Raw genomic sequence first — 14,445 nt, 5'->3', positions numbered from 1 at the left:
GCACTTATGGAAAAGAAGTTAGACATTAACAAACTGCGCAACATTGGAATAGCCGCGCACATAGACGCGGGTAAGACGACCCTTACCGAGAGGATACTCTTCTACACAGGCAGGGCCTACAAGATAGGAGAGGTGGATCAGGGTACGGCCACAATGGACTGGATGGAGGAGGAGCAGAGACGGGGTATAACCATTACCGCGGCGGCCACCACGTGTTCCTGGGGCGAGAGCCAGATAAACATTATAGACACCCCGGGACACGTTGACTTTACGGCAGAGGTGGAGAGGTCGCTCAGGGTGCTGGACGGGGCCATATGCGTATTCTGCGGCGTGGCCGGCGTGCAGGCACAGTCTGAAACCGTATGGCGGCAGGCCGACAAATATAATGTGCCCAGGCTCTGTTTCATAAACAAACTCGACAGGGTTGGTGCCGATTTCGCTCGTGCCGTTGCAGACATAAAAGAAAAGCTGGGCGCCAGGGCGATACCCATACAGATGCCCATCGGCAAGGAACAAAAATTCATAGGCTGCATAGACCTGGTGAAGATGAAGGCCTGGCTGTATGAGGACACAGAGTCAAAGAAAGAGCTTGTCAAAAACTATGAGGTGGTCGACGTGCCCGAGGAATACCTCCCCGAAGCGTCCATGCTGAGAGAAAAAATGATAGAGGATATCGCGGAGGAAGTAGACTGGTTTATGGAAAAATATCTGAGGGAAGAACCTATAACGGAGGCAGACATAAAGAAGGCCATCCGGCAGGGCACCGTGAGCTCAAAGTTCTGCCCCGTGCTCTGCGGCACGGCGTTCAGGAATAAAGGAGTGCAGATGCTCCTTGATGCCGTATGTGATTACCTCCCCTCTCCCCTCGAGATCCCGCCGGTGTCCGGAACCCATCCCCAAAAAAAAGACACAATGACCAGAGAACCCTCGCCCGACCAACCCCTTGCGGCTCTCGCCTTTAAGATATTCGCAGACAAGCACGGAGACATGACCTACCTGCGTCTCTATTCTGGCAATCTGCGTTCAGGGCAAAGGGTATATAACCCCCGGGCAGACAGAACGGAACTGGTAAGCCGTATTTATAAGATGCACGCCAACGAGCGTGAGCGGGTAGAAAAGGCCACGGCAGGCGACATAGTGGCCGTAGTGGGTCTGAAGGATACGGTTACCGGCGACACCCTCTGCGAACGTCAACACCAGATACTGCTGGAGCCGATGCACTTCCCGGAAACGGTTATATCCATGGCCGTCGAACCGAAGACCCAGGCGGAGAAAGAAAAACTCGTCTACGCCCTGGCGAGGTTGAAGAAGGAAGATCCCACGTTTACTGCATGCATGAACGATGAAACAGGGCAGCTTATAATGTCCGGCATGGGAGAACTGCATCTGGAGGTACTGAAGAACCGTATGCTCAGCGAGTTCAAGGTGGATGCAAACATAGGCACTCCGAGAGTCGCTTATAAAGAGACGATAGCCAAGTCTGTAGAGATAGACGAGAAATTCGTACAGCAGACAGGCGGTCACGGGCAGTACGGTCATGTGGTAATAACCTTTGAGCCGTGCAAGGACGCCCATCCGGTAATCTTTGAGAATAAGATTGTCGGGGGTTCCATCCCCAAGCAGTACATAAAGCATGTTAAGGCGGCCATCGTAGACTCTGCGCGGGGCGGCGTTGCCGGCAGTTATCCCCTTATAAATATAAAAGCCACCCTGACAGACGGTTCTCACCATGCAGTAGATTCCTCTGAGCTCTCCTTTTATACCGCAGCTTCACGGGCCATTGTGCAATGTATCCAGCAGGTCGGCCTGGTGCGGCTTGAACCCATAATGAAAGTAGAGGTGGCAGTACCTGAATCCTATCTGGGTGACGTCCTTGGGGACCTGAATGGGCGCAGGTCAGAGATACAGGAGTTGGGTGTCGGCAGCGGCGTGAGGATAATTAAAGGACTGGTGCCACTGGCCGAGATGTTTGGATATACCACAACCCTCAGGTCGTTAACCAGCGGTCGTGGAAGCTATATTATGGAACCATTTGACTACAAGGCCGCGCCCAAAGAAGTCTACGCAAGTGTTGTTTAAACCTTGACATAAGATGAAAACGAAGTAAGATTGACTCTTTTCCCTTAGGTTGGACATGGTAATAGATCAAAAGATTCGGATACGTATGGAGGCCTACGACCAGAAGGTGCTGGACCAGGCCGCGGCCGAGATAGTGGAGACGGCAAAGGCAACAGGAGCAAAGGTTTCCGGCCCTGTACCACTTCCTACCCGCATTGAGAGGTACACCGTACTCAGGTCTCCCCATGTGGACAAGAAATCCAGGGAACAGTTCGAAATCAGGACGCACAAACGTCTTATAGACATAGTAGAGCCAACGGCCAAGACGGTGGACTCACTCAACAGGCTCAACATGCCTGCCGGGATTGAGATAAGGATAAAGGTTTAAAGTACTAAGTGAGACCTGCGAGAAACTACTTTTAAGGAAAGGTTCCGCAATGATTGGTGCCCTGCTTGGAAAAAAATTAGGGAAGACTCAGGTATTCCGTGACGACGGTGTCAGAGTACCCGTCACCGTCATTGAGGTGGGACCATGCAACGTCCTTCAGGTAAAGACCCCTGACAGAGACGGCTATTCGGCGCTTCAGCTGGGGTTCGACAACCGGAAGGAAAAGAGTGTCACAAAGCCCCATATTGGCCACACAAAGAAGGCAGGCACAGGGCCGAAGAGGTTCATTCGTGAGGTGGCCTACGATGGAGAACCGGCCGTAGAGATCGGTCAAACCTTGAAGGTCGACATGTTTGAAGGCGCAGAAAAGGTGGACGTTATCGGCCTCAGTAAGGGTAAGGGTTTTCAGGGGCCTATGAAAAGGTGGGGATTCAGCGGGGTGCCTATGACCCACGGCCACGTCAAACCCAGGATGTTAGGGTCCATCGGTTGTAGCGCGTATCCCTCAAGGGTATGGAAGGGAAGGAAGATGGCGGGGCACATGGGCCAGGCCAGGGTAACCGTGCAAAATCTAGAGGTGGTAAGGGTGGACAAGGAGCGGAATTTGCTTTTATTGAAAGGTGCCGTGCCTGGTGCCGATGGCGGATATGTAATCATAAGGAACAGCGTCAAGCAGGGGCAGAAATCGTGATAGAGCTGGCAGTCTACGACACCAGAGGTAAAGAGGTAGAGAAGCTGGAACTGGAAGAGGCCAGATTTGGCGGCGAGGTGCGTAAAGTCCTCCTCAAAGATGCCGTAATCATGTATGAGGCGAACAGGAGGGTTGGTACCGCCTGTACCAAGACCAGGGCCGAGGTAAAGGGCACCGGTAAGAAACCCTGGGCCCAGAAGCACACCGGCAGGGCCCGCGCAGGCTCACTGCGTTCACCCCTGTTCCGCGGTGGCGGTGTGGTCTTTGGTCCCAAACCCAGGGATTACTCGTACCATATGCCCAAAAAGGCCAGGAGACAGGCGCTGCGTTCCGCCATGTTAGGGAAGCTGTTGGACGCAGAGGTAAAGGTCATAGACAAGCTGGAATTCAGTAAACCCAGTACAAAAAAGATGGTCAGTTTACTGAAGGCACTTGGTATAGAGGGCAGCTGCCTGGTGGTAGCGGAGGACAATGACCATACAATCTGGAAATCTGCCAGAAACGTCCCAGGCCTGAAGGTCATGAAAGCCACCCAGTTAAACGCCTACGAGATAATAAAACACGGTAGACTGCTCATCACTCGTTCCGAGCTTGGTAATATAGGATAAGAGACGTTGGATATATACAGGATTATAAAGAGACCTTTACAGACCGAAAAAAGTGTCGCCGACAGAGACATGAACAATACCTTCCACTTCGAGGTGGACAGGAAGTCGAACAGGATACAGGTAAAGCAGGCGGTGGAGAAACTCTTCCACGTAAAGGTTAAAGACGTAAGGACAATGAACAAGCGGGGCAAGTCCAAAAAGACTAAGTTCGGTCTGACGAAGGTTCACGTCTGGAAGAAGGCTGTAGTAACCCTTGAAGAGGGTGGCACGATAGACTTGGGCTATTAGAGGCGCGGTATATGAGAAAATACAAACCTACATCTCCGGGCAGACGCTTCGGCAGCGTCTTAGATTTTTCAGAGATAACTACTACAAAGCCTGAGAAAAGCCTGCTGACACCCCTTCCCAGGACGGGCGGGAGGAACCATCGGGGCAAGATGACGGCCCGGCATATAGGTGGCGGAGAAAAGAGGCAATACCGGAAGATAGACTTTAAGAGAGACAAGCACGATATCCCCGCAAAGGTAGCCTCAATTGAATATGACCCCAACAGGTCCGCGCGGATAGCGCTTCTGCACTACAGGGACGGAGAGAAGAGGTATATAATAGCGCCCGAGGGGTTGAAGGTAGGAGAGACTGTCGTCTCCGGGGACAAGGTCGAACCAAAGGCGGGGAATTCCATGCCGCTCAAGAACATTCCCCTTGGGATGGAAATACACAATGTCGAACTTGAGATAGGTCGCGGCGGGCAACTTTCGAGGTCTGCGGGCAGCATGATCAAGCTCCTGTCCCGTGACGCCGGGTATGCACAGATAGCCCTGCCGTCCGGCGAGATACGCAAGATTCACGAGAACTGCAGGGCGACAATAGGACAGATTGGCAACACTGATCACAGCAACGTAACTTTTGGCAAGGCCGGCAGGAGACGGCACATGGGTATAAGGCCCACTGTAAGAGGGGTCGCCATGAACCCCGTGGCTCATCCCATGGGAGGAGGCGAAGGAAGGTCACACGGCGGTCGGCCGCCTTGCGGCCCCACCGGTGTGTTGTCCAAAGGGGGCAAGACCAGAAACAAGAGGGCCCCCAGCAACAAGTTTATAGTACGCAGGCGACAGACAAAAAAGAGGTAGTAATATAAAATGAGCCGCTCGGTAAAAAAAGGCCCGTACGTAGATGAAAAACTTATGAAGAAGGTTGAGAAACAGAGAGAGTCCGGCCTGAAGGACCCCATAAAGACCTGGGCCAGGGCCTGTACCATCATTCCCGAGTTTGTCGGCCATACCTTTCTTATCCACAACGGCAAAATATTTAATAAGCTTTTTGTTGCGGAAGACATGGTGGGGCACAGGTTAGGCGAGTTTTCTCCTACCCGCGTGTTCAGGGGCCATAGTGGAATCAGGAAGAAGGGAATAATAAAGAAATAGGAGTTCATGCAGAGACAGCTATGAGGGTAAAGGCGATTTGTAGATATGCAAAGATCTCCCCGCGGAAGGCGAGATTGGTATCAGACCTGATAAAGGGTAAATCGGTAAACGATGCCCTGCAGGTGCTTCGCGTCACCCGCAAGAGGGCCGCATGCATGATAGACAAGACGCTCAGGTCTGCGCTGGCCAATGCCGAGGAGACTATGGAAGGCGACCTGGATGCCCTCCGTGTGAGCGAGATAAGGATCGACGGCGGGCCCGTACGCAAATGGCACTGGGCCAGACCCCGTGGTGTGTGGGCGCCGCTTAAGAAGCGGAGCAGTCATATTACCGTGGTTCTTTCGGACGAAAACAAGCAATAGGGAGGAAGTAGACGCCATGGGCCAGAAGGTTCATCCCAGGGGATTTAGGATAGGCATAACCGAGGACTGGCGTTCAAACTGGTACGCCAACAAGAAGGAATTCGGTACACTTCTTGTCGAAGACCGAAATATCCGCGAGCATATCAAGAAAAACTACCGCTTCGCGGGCATACCGGTTGTTCAGATAGAGAGGACCAGGGAAGAGGCCAGAATTACCCTGCACACGGCCCGTCCCGGTCTTATTATCGGGCGCAAGGGCGCCGGTATAGACAAACTGACGGACGAGCTGGAGTCACTGGCAGGACGTAAGGTGACGGTAAAAATAAAGGAAGTAAATAAGCCTGAGCTGGATGCCCAGCTTGTTGCGGAGGCGGTGGGTGAACAGTTGGAGAGACGGGCCGCATTCCGCAGGACGCTGAGAAAGGCGTTGGACGTGACCATGAACGCGGGTGCAGAGGGGTGTAGGGTGCAGATAGCGGGCAGACTGGCAGGAGCGGAAATAGCCAGAACGGAGTCCGTCAGCAACGGCAAGATTCCGCTGCACACTTTAAGAGCAAATATTGATTACGGATTTCACGTGGCCGTTACCACATACGGTACCATAGGTGTGAAGGTCTGGATATACAAAGGGAACTTTGCCCCAGGGGAGAAACGCCGCTATGCGTATGATGCCAAAGAGAGTCAAGTTTAGGAAGAACCAGCGCGGACGTATCAAGGGCAACGCCACCAGATGCAATACCGTGGCCTTCGGGGAGTACGGGTTGCAGAGCATGGGGTCCTGCTTTGTCACCGCACAGCAGCTGGAGGCGGGGAGGGTAGCCGTGAGCCATTTCCTGCAGGGAGAGGGAAAGCTCATAATCAGGGTATTCCCGCATAAACCCGTTAGTTCAAAGCCTATTGAAACACGCATGGGGAAGGGCAAGGGTGAACCTGAATTCTGGGTTGCCGTTGTAAAACCCGGTACGGTGCTGTACGAGATCGGGGGCGTACCCGAGGTTATGGCAAAACAGGCCTTTAGCCGTGTAGCACATAAACTTCCGGTTAGGGTCAGGATGATAACCAGGAGGCTGTAGCGATGAAAACCGCAGAGCTCAGGGCCAAATCACACGAAGAGATATTAGAAGAGCTGGAAGGCAGTAAGAGGGAGCTGTTAAACCTCAGGATCCAGTGGCAGGCAGGGGAGCTCAAGAACTCTGCGCAATACGCAAGAACCAGAGAAGACATAGCAAGGGCCAAGACGGTACTTAGAGAGATGGAGCTTGGCATCAATAAGAAACTGTATTCTGGAGAAACTAAGTAGAAATGGAAGACAGGAGCGGGAGAAAGCGGGTAATGGGCATTGTGAGCAGCAACAAGATGGACAAGACCCTTGTTGTGAAAGTGGAAAGGCGGAAAAAGCACCCGCGCTACGGTAAATATATCAGAAGGACCACCGTCTACAAGGCCCATGATGAGGGGAACAGGGCGAGTGTAGGCGATAAGGTGGAGATTATGGAAACAAAGCCCCTCAGCAAGACCAAACGCTGGCGGCTGGTACGGATAGTGGAAAAGGCGGCATAGTCATGATAATGGAATATTCAAGACTGGATGTGGCCGACAACTCGGGCGCCAAGAAGGTCATGTGCATAAAGGTGCTCGGCGGGTCCCGCAAGAAGTGCGCCGGGGTCGGTGACATAATAGTGGCCTCGGTGAAAAAGGCCATGCCCGGCGGGGAGGTGAAGAAGGGCGAGGTGGTAAAGGGTGTCATAGTGCGTACGAAAAACAACATCGGCAGGGAAGACGGTTCTTATTTGCGGTTTGACAAGAACGCGGTCGTTATTATTGACAACGATGGTAATCCCAGGGGAACCAGGATCTTTGGTGCCGTTGCAAGGGAGTTGAGGCAGAAGAACTTTATGAAGATATTGTCTCTGGCCCCGGAGGTCGTGTAGAGAAGAGAACAGGGTATGCATATAGCAGCGAAGGACATAGTTCAAATTATGGCCGGGGATGAGGCCGGGAAGACCGGAAAGGTGTTGATGGTCTTCGTCAAGAAGAACAGGGTGCTGGTAGAGGGTGTTAATTATATAAACAAACACGTTCGTCCCAGTCAAAAGAACCCGCAGGGAGGCAGGGTGCAGAAAGAGGCCCCTGTCGCGGTGTCTAGCGTGCTGGTGGTGTGTACAAACAAAAATTGTGCAAAGTTTAACAAAGGCGTCAGGACCCGTATCAAACAGGAAAAAGGAAAGTCAAAGGCTCGGGTTTGTTACAAATGCGGACACGTAATAACCGCGGGAGTCGAGGCATAAGGTAATGGCCAGGTTAGAGAAGCGCTACAAGGAAGAGGTCGCCCCGGAGATGATGAAGAAGTTTGGCTATAAGAACATCATGGAGGTGCCCCGGATTTCCAAGGTAGTCGTAAACATGAGAGTCGGTCAGGCCCTGGAGAACAAGAAGTGCCTCGAAGATGCCCAGAAGCAACTCGGCCTTATCACGGGTCAGAAGCCCGCAGTTACCAAGGCCAGGAAATCCGTAGCGGGATTCAAACTCAGGAAGGGAGACGCCATCGGGTGCAAGGTCACGTTGAGGGGCGTGAGGATGTACGAATTTATGGACAGGCTAGTCAGCATAACCCTCCCGAGGATAAAGGATTTCAGGGGACTGTCCCCAGACGCCTTTGACCAGGCGGGGAATTACACCCTCGGCATACAGGAACAGGTGGTCTTTCCAGAGATAAACCCTGATGACGTAGAGTTTGTTCAGGGCATGGATATAACCATAGTCATAAGCGGTAAGCGTAAAGAAAGGTCCAAGGAATTACTCCGTATGTTAGGCACACCGTTCGGGGAATAAGATATGGCCAGGAAAGCTCTATTAGAAAAAACGAAGAGAGAACCGAAATACAAGACCCGCAAGTATAACCGCTGTAAACTATGCGGCAGGCAGAGGGCATATTACCGCAAGTTCCAGATATGCAGGATTTGCTTCAGGACCCTGGCCTCCAGTGGAGATATACCCGGAGTCAGAAAGGCAAGCTGGTAGGAGAGACGCCATGATGACCGACCCCATAGCAGACATGTTGACGCGTATCAGAAACGCGAACATGAAGACGCATGAAAGTGTGGACGTGCCTCGCTCGAACGTGAAGTGTGCGATTGCGAAAGTGCTGAAAGACGAGGGGTTCATAAAGGGCTATAAGGAAACAGAAGACGACAAGCAGGGCGTCATCAGGATCTATCTTAAATACGGTCGTCGGAAAGAAAGGGTTATACGTCAACTGAAGCGGGAGAGTAAGCCGGGACGCAGGTTGTACAAAGGTGTAGACGAAATGAGAAAGGTCCTGGGTGGAGTGGGTATCGCCATCGTGTCCACCTCCGGCGGTATTATGAGTGACAGGGAATGTCGCAAGGCAAAAGTCGGTGGAGAGGTCTTATGTACGGTCTGGTAGGAGAATAGACAATTATGTCTCGCATAGGAAAGTTACCTGTAGCCGTCCCCCAGGGTGTGGACGTCAGCATATCAGACCAGCGTACCGTAAAGGTGAAGGGCCCTAAGGGACAGCTCTCCCAGACCCTTCATCCCGTAGTGACGGCGGAGTACGACTCCAAGGACCGGACTATCCGGATAAAGGTCCCTACCACCAATTCGAGACAAAGGGCCTTTCAGGGCCTTTGGAGGACGCTTGTGGCCAACGCCGTAGAAGGCGTGACAAAGGGTTTCACGAAGGAGATGGAGATAGTGGGGCTGGGCTACAACGTGAAGCTGCAGGGAAAGAACCTGGTGCTGGCGTTAGGTCACAGCAAGCCGAAACAGGTAGAGGTTCCTGAAGGGATAACGGTACAGGTCACACAGCCCACGAATCCCGCAAAGTTCTCTGTGACAGGCATAGACAAACAGCAGGTGGGAGAGTTTGCCGCCACGGTGCGGAGGTTGAGGCCGGTGGAACCGTATAAGGGCAAGGGCATAAAATACAAGGACGAGGTAGTACGGAGGAAGGCTGGCAAGGCCTTCGCCGCACAGCAGTAAAGGAGGTTCTTTAACGGCGTGGACCCTCAAAAGAAAAAATGGAACGGAAGGCGCAAAAGACATCTACGGGTGCGCCGGAAGGTGTTCGGGACCAAGGAGCGGCCACGTCTCACCGTGTACAGGAGCCTTAAGAATTTGTACTGTCAGTTGATTGATGACAGCGAGGGCAGAACCCTGGCATCCGCCTCCACCCTCTCCTCGGACGTCAAAGCAAAGCTTCCTTCGGGAGGTAACAAGAAGGCGGCGGAACTGGTAGGAGAGAAGATTGCAGGTGAGGCAAAAAAAGTCGGCGTCAGCAAGGTGGTTTTTGACAGGGGTGCCTATAAGTTCCATGGAAGGTTGAAGGCCTTTGCTGATGCGGCTCGAAAGGCAGAGCTGAAATTCTAAAGAGGAGGAGACTTGGCGGAACCGCAGAAGAAAAAGGAAATAGGAGCCCTCGAAGAAGTAGTAGTTACCATAAACCGCTGTACGGTGGTTACCAAAGGCGGTAAGAACATGAGCTTCAGTGCCCTGGTAGTTGTTGGAGACAGGCAGGGAAACGTGGGAGTCGGCTTCGGCAAGGCCAGAGAGGTGCCGAGTTCGATATCTAAGGGCACAAAGGAGGCCAAAAAGACTCTAACGCACGTTGCCTTAAAGGGTGATACCATCCCATACGAGATATGGGGTCGATACGGCGCCGCCCGTGTGTTTTTAAAACCTGCGGCCCCCGGTACGGGGATAAAGGCCGGTGCGGCCGTGCGGGCGGTTGTAGAGCTGGCGGGGGTAAGGAATATACTGACGAAGTGTTATGGTTCAAGGAACCCGTTAAACATCGTGAAGGCCACTATGGAGGGGCTGCGTTCCTTGAAAGACCCCAAGCATATAGCCCAACTCAGAGGGGTAGACCTGGAATGAACCTGAAGGACGTTAAGACATATGGCGAACCGAAGCGGCGGAAGAAACGTCTGGGGTGCGGTCCGGGTTCCGGTCTCGGCAAGACGTGCGGCAGGGGCTCAAAGGGTGCCGGGGCCCGCTCGGGGACTGAGACGGGGCTTTACTTTGAAGGCGGGCAGATGCCTATGGTGCGCCGCATCCCGAAGAGGGGTTTCACAAACATTTTCAAGAAAACCTTTAGCATAATAAACTTGAGTCAGATCAATTCTCTGGAGGGTAAAGACGTTATAGACGTTAAAACCCTTCTGGAATCCGGTCTCATAAAGAAAGAGTACGGGGACGGGGTAAAGGTCCTGGGGGACGGCGACCTCAAGAGACCGGTTAAGGTCTTTGCCCACAAGTTCAGCAAGAGCGCCGTCGAAAAGATAAAGGCCGCAGGTGGTGAGGCGAAAGTAATAGAGTGATAGAAAAGTTACAAAACATATACAAGATACCCGAACTGCGGCGCAAGCTCTTGATCACCCTGGGCCTCATCGCCCTGTGCAGGGTCGGGGTCTTTATTCCGATACCCGGTATTGATACAGAAGTCCTGAAGACATATTTTGTGCAGTTTACGGGTACGGGTGTAGGCCAGCTTCTCGGCCTGGTAGACCTCTTTGCCGGTGGTGCCCTTGCGTCAGGCGCTGTCTTTGGCCTGGGGGTTATGCCCTACATAAGCGCGTCCATTATCTTTCAGCTGCTGGTAGGGGTTGTTCCGGCCTTAGAGCGACTGAACAAGGAAGGAGATGCGGGGAGAAAGAAGATAAACCAGTATACGAGAATGACCACCGTATGTCTCTGTATGTTTCAGGCCTTTATCCTTACCCGCACACTCTACACGATAGAGATAAACAACGTGCCGGTGGTGCCGGTGTATCTCCAGGGCATGGGCTTTCAGCTCATGGCCGCCCTGCTGCTTACCACAGGGACCATGTTTTTGATGTGGATAGGAGAGCAGATAGATGAATTTGGGATAGGAAGCGGCATTTCTATAGTAATAATGGTGGGTATTGTAGACCGTCTCCCCTGGGCATTCTCCCAGATTGTCTCGAACTTCACGTTCTCGGTTGCTCCGGCTGAGCATCAAATAGGCATTTTTAAGCTGTTAATGTTGATAGCTTCCTTCTTGGCCATAGTAGCCGGGGTAGTATATATTACCCAGGGCCAGAGACGCATCCCCGTCCAGCAGGCAAAGCACACCCGCGGGCGAAAGGTTTATGGTGGCCAGAAGCACTTTCTCCCGCTCAGGGTAAACCAGGCGGGGGTAATGCCCATCATATTTGCACAGTCTCTGCTTATATTTCCAACCGCAATCTTACAGGGCCTGCAGGTGAGGTTTGAACCCAACAGTCTCGGCTACTGGATGACCTCACGCCTGACTGAGGCCCTTCAGGGCGGGATTGTTTATGTGAGTCTCTATTGCTTTCTTATAGCCTTCTTCTGTTACTTTTGGACGGCGATACAGTTTAACCCAAAAGACATGTCAGATAATATGAAGGACTATGGTAGTTTTATCCCCGGTATCAGGCCCGGCGGGCGGACGGCTGATTACCTCGAAAATGTCATGAGCAGGATAACCCTGGCTGGCGCCGCATTCCTGGCAATAATCGCATTGCTGCCGATGGTGATGACGAGGGGATTTGAGGTAAGTCGTGCTATAGCAGGTTTTTATGGCGGGACCGGGTTGCTTATAGTGGTGGGTGTTGCGCTGGACATGCTACAGAAGATAGAGGCCCACCTGACTATGAGGCACTACAGCGGACTCCTCGGTGGCACGGGGAGGATAAGAGGTAGGAGAGGATGAACGTCGTATTCTTAGGTCCTCCAGGTGCAGGGAAGGGGACCCAGGCTGAGGCCGTGTGCAGAGAAAGGAATATGGAGCACGTCTCTACCGGCGACCTGCTCAGAGAGGCCCTTCAGGCAGGCACGGCGACCGGCTTGAAGGCTAAGGAATATATGGAAAAAGGTCTTCTTGTCCCTGACGAGGTGGTGGTAGATATCGTTGCGGATTGTATGGCAAAAGGCGGCCAGAATTCGAGTTTTCTTTTAGACGGGTTTCCAAGGAACCTTGTGCAGGCGAAGGCCCTGGACAAGACCCTGAAGGAGTTGGGACGGGAAGTTGATATGGTATTCTATTTTGCCGTATCTGAGGAAACGGCGGTAAAGCGCCTTACAGGTAGGTGGCTGTGTTCATCGTGTGGAGCCAATTACCACGAACTGTATATGCCACCGAAAGAGGCCGGCGTCTGCGACAAGTGTGGAGGGAAGCTTGGGCAGAGGCCGGACGATAATGTAGAAACTGCGAAAAAGAGACTTAAGGTCTACCGTGAACAGACGGCGGGCCTTATCGACTATTATAAAGAAAGAGGCGCACTCAATACCATTGACGCAGACCAGGATGTGGTGGACATACGGGGCGAAATTTTTAAGTACTTGGATGCGCTGTCCATGGAAGAGATATGATAGAGTGCAAGAGCGCCAGACAGATAGAGAGGATGAGGGAGGCCGGGAGGATAGTTGCCGGGGCACTGCATCTTGCAAGAGAGCTGGCGAAGGCTGGAGTTACTACGGATTTTCTGGACGTGGAATTAGACGAATATGTCCAACGGCACAACGGCAGGGCGGTATTTAAGGGCTACAGGGGCTTTCCAAGGAGCATATGCACCTCCATCAATGAAGAGGTGGTGCATGGTATACCGGGTTCGAGAGAACTTAGCGAAGGCGACGTCCTGAGCGTTGATATAGGCGTGGAATACAAGAAATATATGGCGGATGCGGCGGTGTCGTTAATTATAGGGCAGAACTCACCCGGTACGGAGAGTCTCTTACGGGTATGTGAAGAGTCCCTGTACAGGGCGATAAAGACGATAAGGTCCGGCACAAAACTCTCTCATGTCGCCGCCTGCATACAGGAGCATGCAGAGGCAAACGGGTATTCTGTGGTAAGGGATTATACCGGGCATGGGATCGGAAGGGACATGCACGAAGACCCTCAGGTGCCGAATTATGTGAGTGATTCCCTGCTGGCCAGAGACGTGACACTGCTTACGGGCACCACTTTGGCCATCGAGCCTATGATATGTGAGGGCAGTGCCGAGACGGAGGTGCTGGACAACAAGTGGACGGTTGTCACAAAAGACCGTAAGCTCTCGGCCCATTTCGAACATACCGTGGTGGTTACTGATACGGGTTGTGAGGTACTTACAAGGGAATAAACAAGGAGTGTATGGCTAAAGAGGAGCCTATAAGGGTAGAAGCAGTCGTAAAAGAATCTCTCCCGAACGCTATGTTCAGGGTAGAATTGCCGAACGGACATAAGATTCTGGCACATGTCTCTGGCAAGATGAGGATGCATTTCATACGAATCCTGCCGGGCGACAAAGTAACCATAGAGATGTCACCGTATGACCTGGATAGAGGGAGAATAATTTACCGTCAGCCCTAGGGGCCGGAGACAGGAAGGGTTTCTGAAAGCAATATGAAAGTACGGTCTTCAGTAAAACGTATCTGTGAGCATTGCAAGATAATCAGGCGTAAGAACGTGGTTCGCGTTGTATGCACCAACCCGAGGCACAAACAACGCCAGGGATGACAAAAGGAAGGGGTCTTTAATGCCTAGGATTGCGGGAGTAGACATACCGGCTGACAAGCCGATAGTTATTTCACTCACCTACATATTCGGTATAGGCAGAACCCTGTCAGGTAAAGTTCTGAAGGAACTGAACATGGACGAAAGCGTTCGGGCAAAAGACCTGCATGAAGACCAGTTAAGCACCCTGGGGGCCTATATAGAAAAGAACCACGTTGTTGAAGGTGCTCTCAGGCGTCAGACCAACCAGAATATAAGCCTGTTGAGGAGTATTGGCAGTTATCGTGGTTTGCGACACAGGATGGGATTGCCCGTAAGGGGACAGAGGACAAGCACAAACGCCCGCACCAGAAAGGGTAGGAAAAGGACCGTAGCAGGCAAGAAGGGCGTGGAAAAAGGTTAATAAAT

Annotated in this window: 27 protein-coding genes; all 27 read left to right on the top strand. The window is 52.4% G+C overall.

Features of this window, described 5'->3' with window-relative positions:
* The first annotated feature begins 6 nt into the window (after positions 1 to 6).
* The 27 genes from fusA to rpsM are packed head-to-tail and all read left to right on the top strand — an operon-like array spanning position 7 to position 14,440.
* Complete coding sequence (gene fusA / locus NOU37_06915) at positions 7 to 2,079, top strand: elongation factor G (protein MCQ4574965.1); 2,073 nt, start codon at positions 7 to 9, stop codon at positions 2,077 to 2,079.
* A 55-nt stretch (positions 2,080 to 2,134) separates the two neighbouring features.
* Positions 2,135 to 2,446: a 30S ribosomal protein S10 gene (gene rpsJ / locus NOU37_06910; GenBank protein ID MCQ4574964.1), complete on the top strand. Its 312-nt coding sequence runs from the start codon at positions 2,135 to 2,137 to the stop codon at positions 2,444 to 2,446.
* Positions 2,447 to 2,495: 49 nt separating this feature from the next.
* Positions 2,496 to 3,137, top strand: coding sequence for a 50S ribosomal protein L3 (gene rplC, locus NOU37_06905; protein MCQ4574963.1), 642 nt, complete (start codon positions 2,496 to 2,498; stop codon positions 3,135 to 3,137).
* On the top strand, positions 3,134 to 3,745 hold the full coding sequence (gene rplD, locus NOU37_06900; GenBank protein MCQ4574962.1) for a 50S ribosomal protein L4: 612 nt from the start codon (positions 3,134 to 3,136) through the stop codon (positions 3,743 to 3,745). Before rplC ends, rplD begins: the two co-directional genes overlap by 4 nt.
* Before the next feature lie 6 nt (positions 3,746 to 3,751).
* On the top strand, positions 3,752 to 4,033 hold the full coding sequence (gene rplW / locus NOU37_06895) for a 50S ribosomal protein L23 (protein ID MCQ4574961.1): 282 nt from the start codon (positions 3,752 to 3,754) through the stop codon (positions 4,031 to 4,033).
* An 11-nt stretch (positions 4,034 to 4,044) separates the two neighbouring features.
* Positions 4,045 to 4,875 carry a 50S ribosomal protein L2 gene (rplB, locus tag NOU37_06890; protein MCQ4574960.1) on the top strand — a complete coding sequence of 277 codons (831 nt, stop codon included), beginning with the start codon at positions 4,045 to 4,047 and terminating at the stop codon, positions 4,873 to 4,875.
* Between the two features lie 9 nt (positions 4,876 to 4,884).
* A complete protein-coding gene (gene rpsS, locus NOU37_06885; GenBank protein ID MCQ4574959.1) occupies positions 4,885 to 5,169 on the top strand; it encodes a 30S ribosomal protein S19 in 285 nt (94 codons plus the stop codon).
* Between the two features lie 20 nt (positions 5,170 to 5,189).
* On the top strand, positions 5,190 to 5,531 hold the full coding sequence (rplV, locus tag NOU37_06880) for a 50S ribosomal protein L22 (GenBank protein ID MCQ4574958.1): 342 nt from the start codon (positions 5,190 to 5,192) through the stop codon (positions 5,529 to 5,531).
* Positions 5,532 to 5,547: 16 nt separating this feature from the next.
* Positions 5,548 to 6,222 (top strand): 30S ribosomal protein S3, encoded by a 675-nt coding sequence (gene rpsC, locus NOU37_06875; GenBank protein MCQ4574957.1) that lies wholly within the window; start codon positions 5,548 to 5,550, stop codon positions 6,220 to 6,222.
* Positions 6,197 to 6,604, top strand: coding sequence for a 50S ribosomal protein L16 (gene rplP / locus NOU37_06870; protein ID MCQ4574956.1), 408 nt, complete (start codon positions 6,197 to 6,199; stop codon positions 6,602 to 6,604). The genes rpsC and rplP overlap by 26 nt, the downstream gene beginning before the upstream one ends.
* A 2-nt stretch (positions 6,605 to 6,606) precedes the next feature.
* Entirely contained in the window at positions 6,607 to 6,831 is a 225-nt protein-coding gene (rpmC, locus tag NOU37_06865) for a 50S ribosomal protein L29 (GenBank protein ID MCQ4574955.1), read from the top strand.
* Positions 6,832 to 6,833: 2 nt separating this feature from the next.
* Positions 6,834 to 7,091, top strand: a complete 258-nt coding sequence (rpsQ, locus tag NOU37_06860; protein MCQ4574954.1) for a 30S ribosomal protein S17 — start codon at positions 6,834 to 6,836, stop codon at positions 7,089 to 7,091.
* 2 nt (positions 7,092 to 7,093) lie between these two features.
* Complete coding sequence (gene rplN, locus NOU37_06855; GenBank protein MCQ4574953.1) at positions 7,094 to 7,462, top strand: 50S ribosomal protein L14; 369 nt, start codon at positions 7,094 to 7,096, stop codon at positions 7,460 to 7,462.
* A 15-nt stretch (positions 7,463 to 7,477) separates the two neighbouring features.
* A complete protein-coding gene (gene rplX / locus NOU37_06850) occupies positions 7,478 to 7,819 on the top strand; it encodes a 50S ribosomal protein L24 (GenBank protein MCQ4574952.1) in 342 nt (113 codons plus the stop codon).
* A 4-nt stretch (positions 7,820 to 7,823) separates the two neighbouring features.
* On the top strand, positions 7,824 to 8,363 hold the full coding sequence (rplE, locus tag NOU37_06845) for a 50S ribosomal protein L5 (protein ID MCQ4574951.1): 540 nt from the start codon (positions 7,824 to 7,826) through the stop codon (positions 8,361 to 8,363).
* A 3-nt stretch (positions 8,364 to 8,366) separates the two neighbouring features.
* A complete protein-coding gene (locus tag NOU37_06840; protein ID MCQ4574950.1) occupies positions 8,367 to 8,552 on the top strand; it encodes a type Z 30S ribosomal protein S14 in 186 nt (61 codons plus the stop codon).
* 10 nt (positions 8,553 to 8,562) lie between these two features.
* The gene (rpsH, locus tag NOU37_06835) at positions 8,563 to 8,958 is read left to right on the top strand and encodes a 30S ribosomal protein S8 (protein MCQ4574949.1); all 396 of its coding nucleotides are present in this window, start codon (positions 8,563 to 8,565) and stop codon (positions 8,956 to 8,958) included.
* A 14-nt stretch (positions 8,959 to 8,972) separates the two neighbouring features.
* Complete coding sequence (gene rplF, locus NOU37_06830) at positions 8,973 to 9,536, top strand: 50S ribosomal protein L6 (GenBank protein MCQ4574948.1); 564 nt, start codon at positions 8,973 to 8,975, stop codon at positions 9,534 to 9,536.
* Between the two features lie 18 nt (positions 9,537 to 9,554).
* Complete coding sequence (gene rplR, locus NOU37_06825; protein MCQ4574947.1) at positions 9,555 to 9,923, top strand: 50S ribosomal protein L18; 369 nt, start codon at positions 9,555 to 9,557, stop codon at positions 9,921 to 9,923.
* A gap of 39 nt (positions 9,924 to 9,962) precedes the next feature.
* A complete protein-coding gene (rpsE, locus tag NOU37_06820; GenBank protein ID MCQ4574946.1) occupies positions 9,963 to 10,430 on the top strand; it encodes a 30S ribosomal protein S5 in 468 nt (155 codons plus the stop codon).
* Entirely contained in the window at positions 10,427 to 10,873 is a 447-nt protein-coding gene (rplO, locus tag NOU37_06815) for a 50S ribosomal protein L15 (GenBank protein ID MCQ4574945.1), read from the top strand. Before rpsE ends, rplO begins: the two co-directional genes overlap by 4 nt.
* Positions 10,870 to 12,252, top strand: a complete 1,383-nt coding sequence (secY, locus tag NOU37_06810) for a preprotein translocase subunit SecY (protein MCQ4574944.1) — start codon at positions 10,870 to 10,872, stop codon at positions 12,250 to 12,252. Before rplO ends, secY begins: the two co-directional genes overlap by 4 nt.
* Positions 12,249 to 12,911 (top strand): adenylate kinase, encoded by a 663-nt coding sequence (locus NOU37_06805; protein ID MCQ4574943.1) that lies wholly within the window; start codon positions 12,249 to 12,251, stop codon positions 12,909 to 12,911. The genes secY and NOU37_06805 overlap by 4 nt, the downstream gene beginning before the upstream one ends.
* Positions 12,908 to 13,663 (top strand): type I methionyl aminopeptidase, encoded by a 756-nt coding sequence (map, locus tag NOU37_06800; GenBank protein MCQ4574942.1) that lies wholly within the window; start codon positions 12,908 to 12,910, stop codon positions 13,661 to 13,663. The genes NOU37_06805 and map overlap by 4 nt, the downstream gene beginning before the upstream one ends.
* 11 nt (positions 13,664 to 13,674) lie before the next feature.
* Positions 13,675 to 13,893 carry a translation initiation factor IF-1 gene (gene infA / locus NOU37_06795; protein MCQ4574941.1) on the top strand — a complete coding sequence of 73 codons (219 nt, stop codon included), beginning with the start codon at positions 13,675 to 13,677 and terminating at the stop codon, positions 13,891 to 13,893.
* A 33-nt stretch (positions 13,894 to 13,926) separates the two neighbouring features.
* Entirely contained in the window at positions 13,927 to 14,040 is a 114-nt protein-coding gene (gene rpmJ, locus NOU37_06790; GenBank protein MCQ4574940.1) for a 50S ribosomal protein L36, read from the top strand.
* A gap of 19 nt (positions 14,041 to 14,059) precedes the next feature.
* The gene (gene rpsM / locus NOU37_06785; protein ID MCQ4574939.1) at positions 14,060 to 14,440 is read left to right on the top strand and encodes a 30S ribosomal protein S13; all 381 of its coding nucleotides are present in this window, start codon (positions 14,060 to 14,062) and stop codon (positions 14,438 to 14,440) included.
* The last annotated feature ends 5 nt before the right edge of the window (positions 14,441 to 14,445 follow it).

This window comes from Candidatus Bathyanammoxibius amoris, assembly GCA_024451685.1.
In the GTDB taxonomy this organism is placed as follows: Bacteria; Planctomycetota; Brocadiia; order Brocadiales; family Bathyanammoxibiaceae; genus Bathyanammoxibius; species Bathyanammoxibius amoris.
The sequence above is the reverse complement of the archived record's forward strand: the minus strand, read 5'-3'. Positions and strand labels throughout refer to the sequence as shown.

Coding starts and splice junctions, on each gene's coding strand:
- fusA (MCQ4574965.1), top strand. CDS start 7: ATGGAAAAGAAGTTAGACATTAACAAACTGCGCAACATTGGAATAGCC.
- rpsJ (MCQ4574964.1), top strand. CDS start 2,135: ATGGTAATAGATCAAAAGATTCGGATACGTATGGAGGCCTACGACCAG.
- rplC (MCQ4574963.1), top strand. CDS start 2,496: ATGATTGGTGCCCTGCTTGGAAAAAAATTAGGGAAGACTCAGGTATTC.
- rplB (MCQ4574960.1), top strand. CDS start 4,045: ATGAGAAAATACAAACCTACATCTCCGGGCAGACGCTTCGGCAGCGTC.
- rpsS (MCQ4574959.1), top strand. CDS start 4,885: ATGAGCCGCTCGGTAAAAAAAGGCCCGTACGTAGATGAAAAACTTATG.
- rplV (MCQ4574958.1), top strand. CDS start 5,190: ATGAGGGTAAAGGCGATTTGTAGATATGCAAAGATCTCCCCGCGGAAG.
- rpsC (MCQ4574957.1), top strand. CDS start 5,548: ATGGGCCAGAAGGTTCATCCCAGGGGATTTAGGATAGGCATAACCGAG.
- rplP (MCQ4574956.1), top strand. CDS start 6,197: ATGATGCCAAAGAGAGTCAAGTTTAGGAAGAACCAGCGCGGACGTATC.
- rpmC (MCQ4574955.1), top strand. CDS start 6,607: ATGAAAACCGCAGAGCTCAGGGCCAAATCACACGAAGAGATATTAGAA.
- rpsQ (MCQ4574954.1), top strand. CDS start 6,834: ATGGAAGACAGGAGCGGGAGAAAGCGGGTAATGGGCATTGTGAGCAGC.
- rplN (MCQ4574953.1), top strand. CDS start 7,094: ATGATAATGGAATATTCAAGACTGGATGTGGCCGACAACTCGGGCGCC.
- rplX (MCQ4574952.1), top strand. CDS start 7,478: ATGCATATAGCAGCGAAGGACATAGTTCAAATTATGGCCGGGGATGAG.
- rplE (MCQ4574951.1), top strand. CDS start 7,824: ATGGCCAGGTTAGAGAAGCGCTACAAGGAAGAGGTCGCCCCGGAGATG.
- NOU37_06840 (MCQ4574950.1), top strand. CDS start 8,367: ATGGCCAGGAAAGCTCTATTAGAAAAAACGAAGAGAGAACCGAAATAC.
- rpsH (MCQ4574949.1), top strand. CDS start 8,563: ATGATGACCGACCCCATAGCAGACATGTTGACGCGTATCAGAAACGCG.
- rplF (MCQ4574948.1), top strand. CDS start 8,973: ATGTCTCGCATAGGAAAGTTACCTGTAGCCGTCCCCCAGGGTGTGGAC.
- rplO (MCQ4574945.1), top strand. CDS start 10,427: ATGAACCTGAAGGACGTTAAGACATATGGCGAACCGAAGCGGCGGAAG.
- NOU37_06805 (MCQ4574943.1), top strand. CDS start 12,249: ATGAACGTCGTATTCTTAGGTCCTCCAGGTGCAGGGAAGGGGACCCAG.
- map (MCQ4574942.1), top strand. CDS start 12,908: ATGATAGAGTGCAAGAGCGCCAGACAGATAGAGAGGATGAGGGAGGCC.
- infA (MCQ4574941.1), top strand. CDS start 13,675: ATGGCTAAAGAGGAGCCTATAAGGGTAGAAGCAGTCGTAAAAGAATCT.
- rpmJ (MCQ4574940.1), top strand. CDS start 13,927: ATGAAAGTACGGTCTTCAGTAAAACGTATCTGTGAGCATTGCAAGATA.
- rpsM (MCQ4574939.1), top strand. CDS start 14,060: ATGCCTAGGATTGCGGGAGTAGACATACCGGCTGACAAGCCGATAGTT.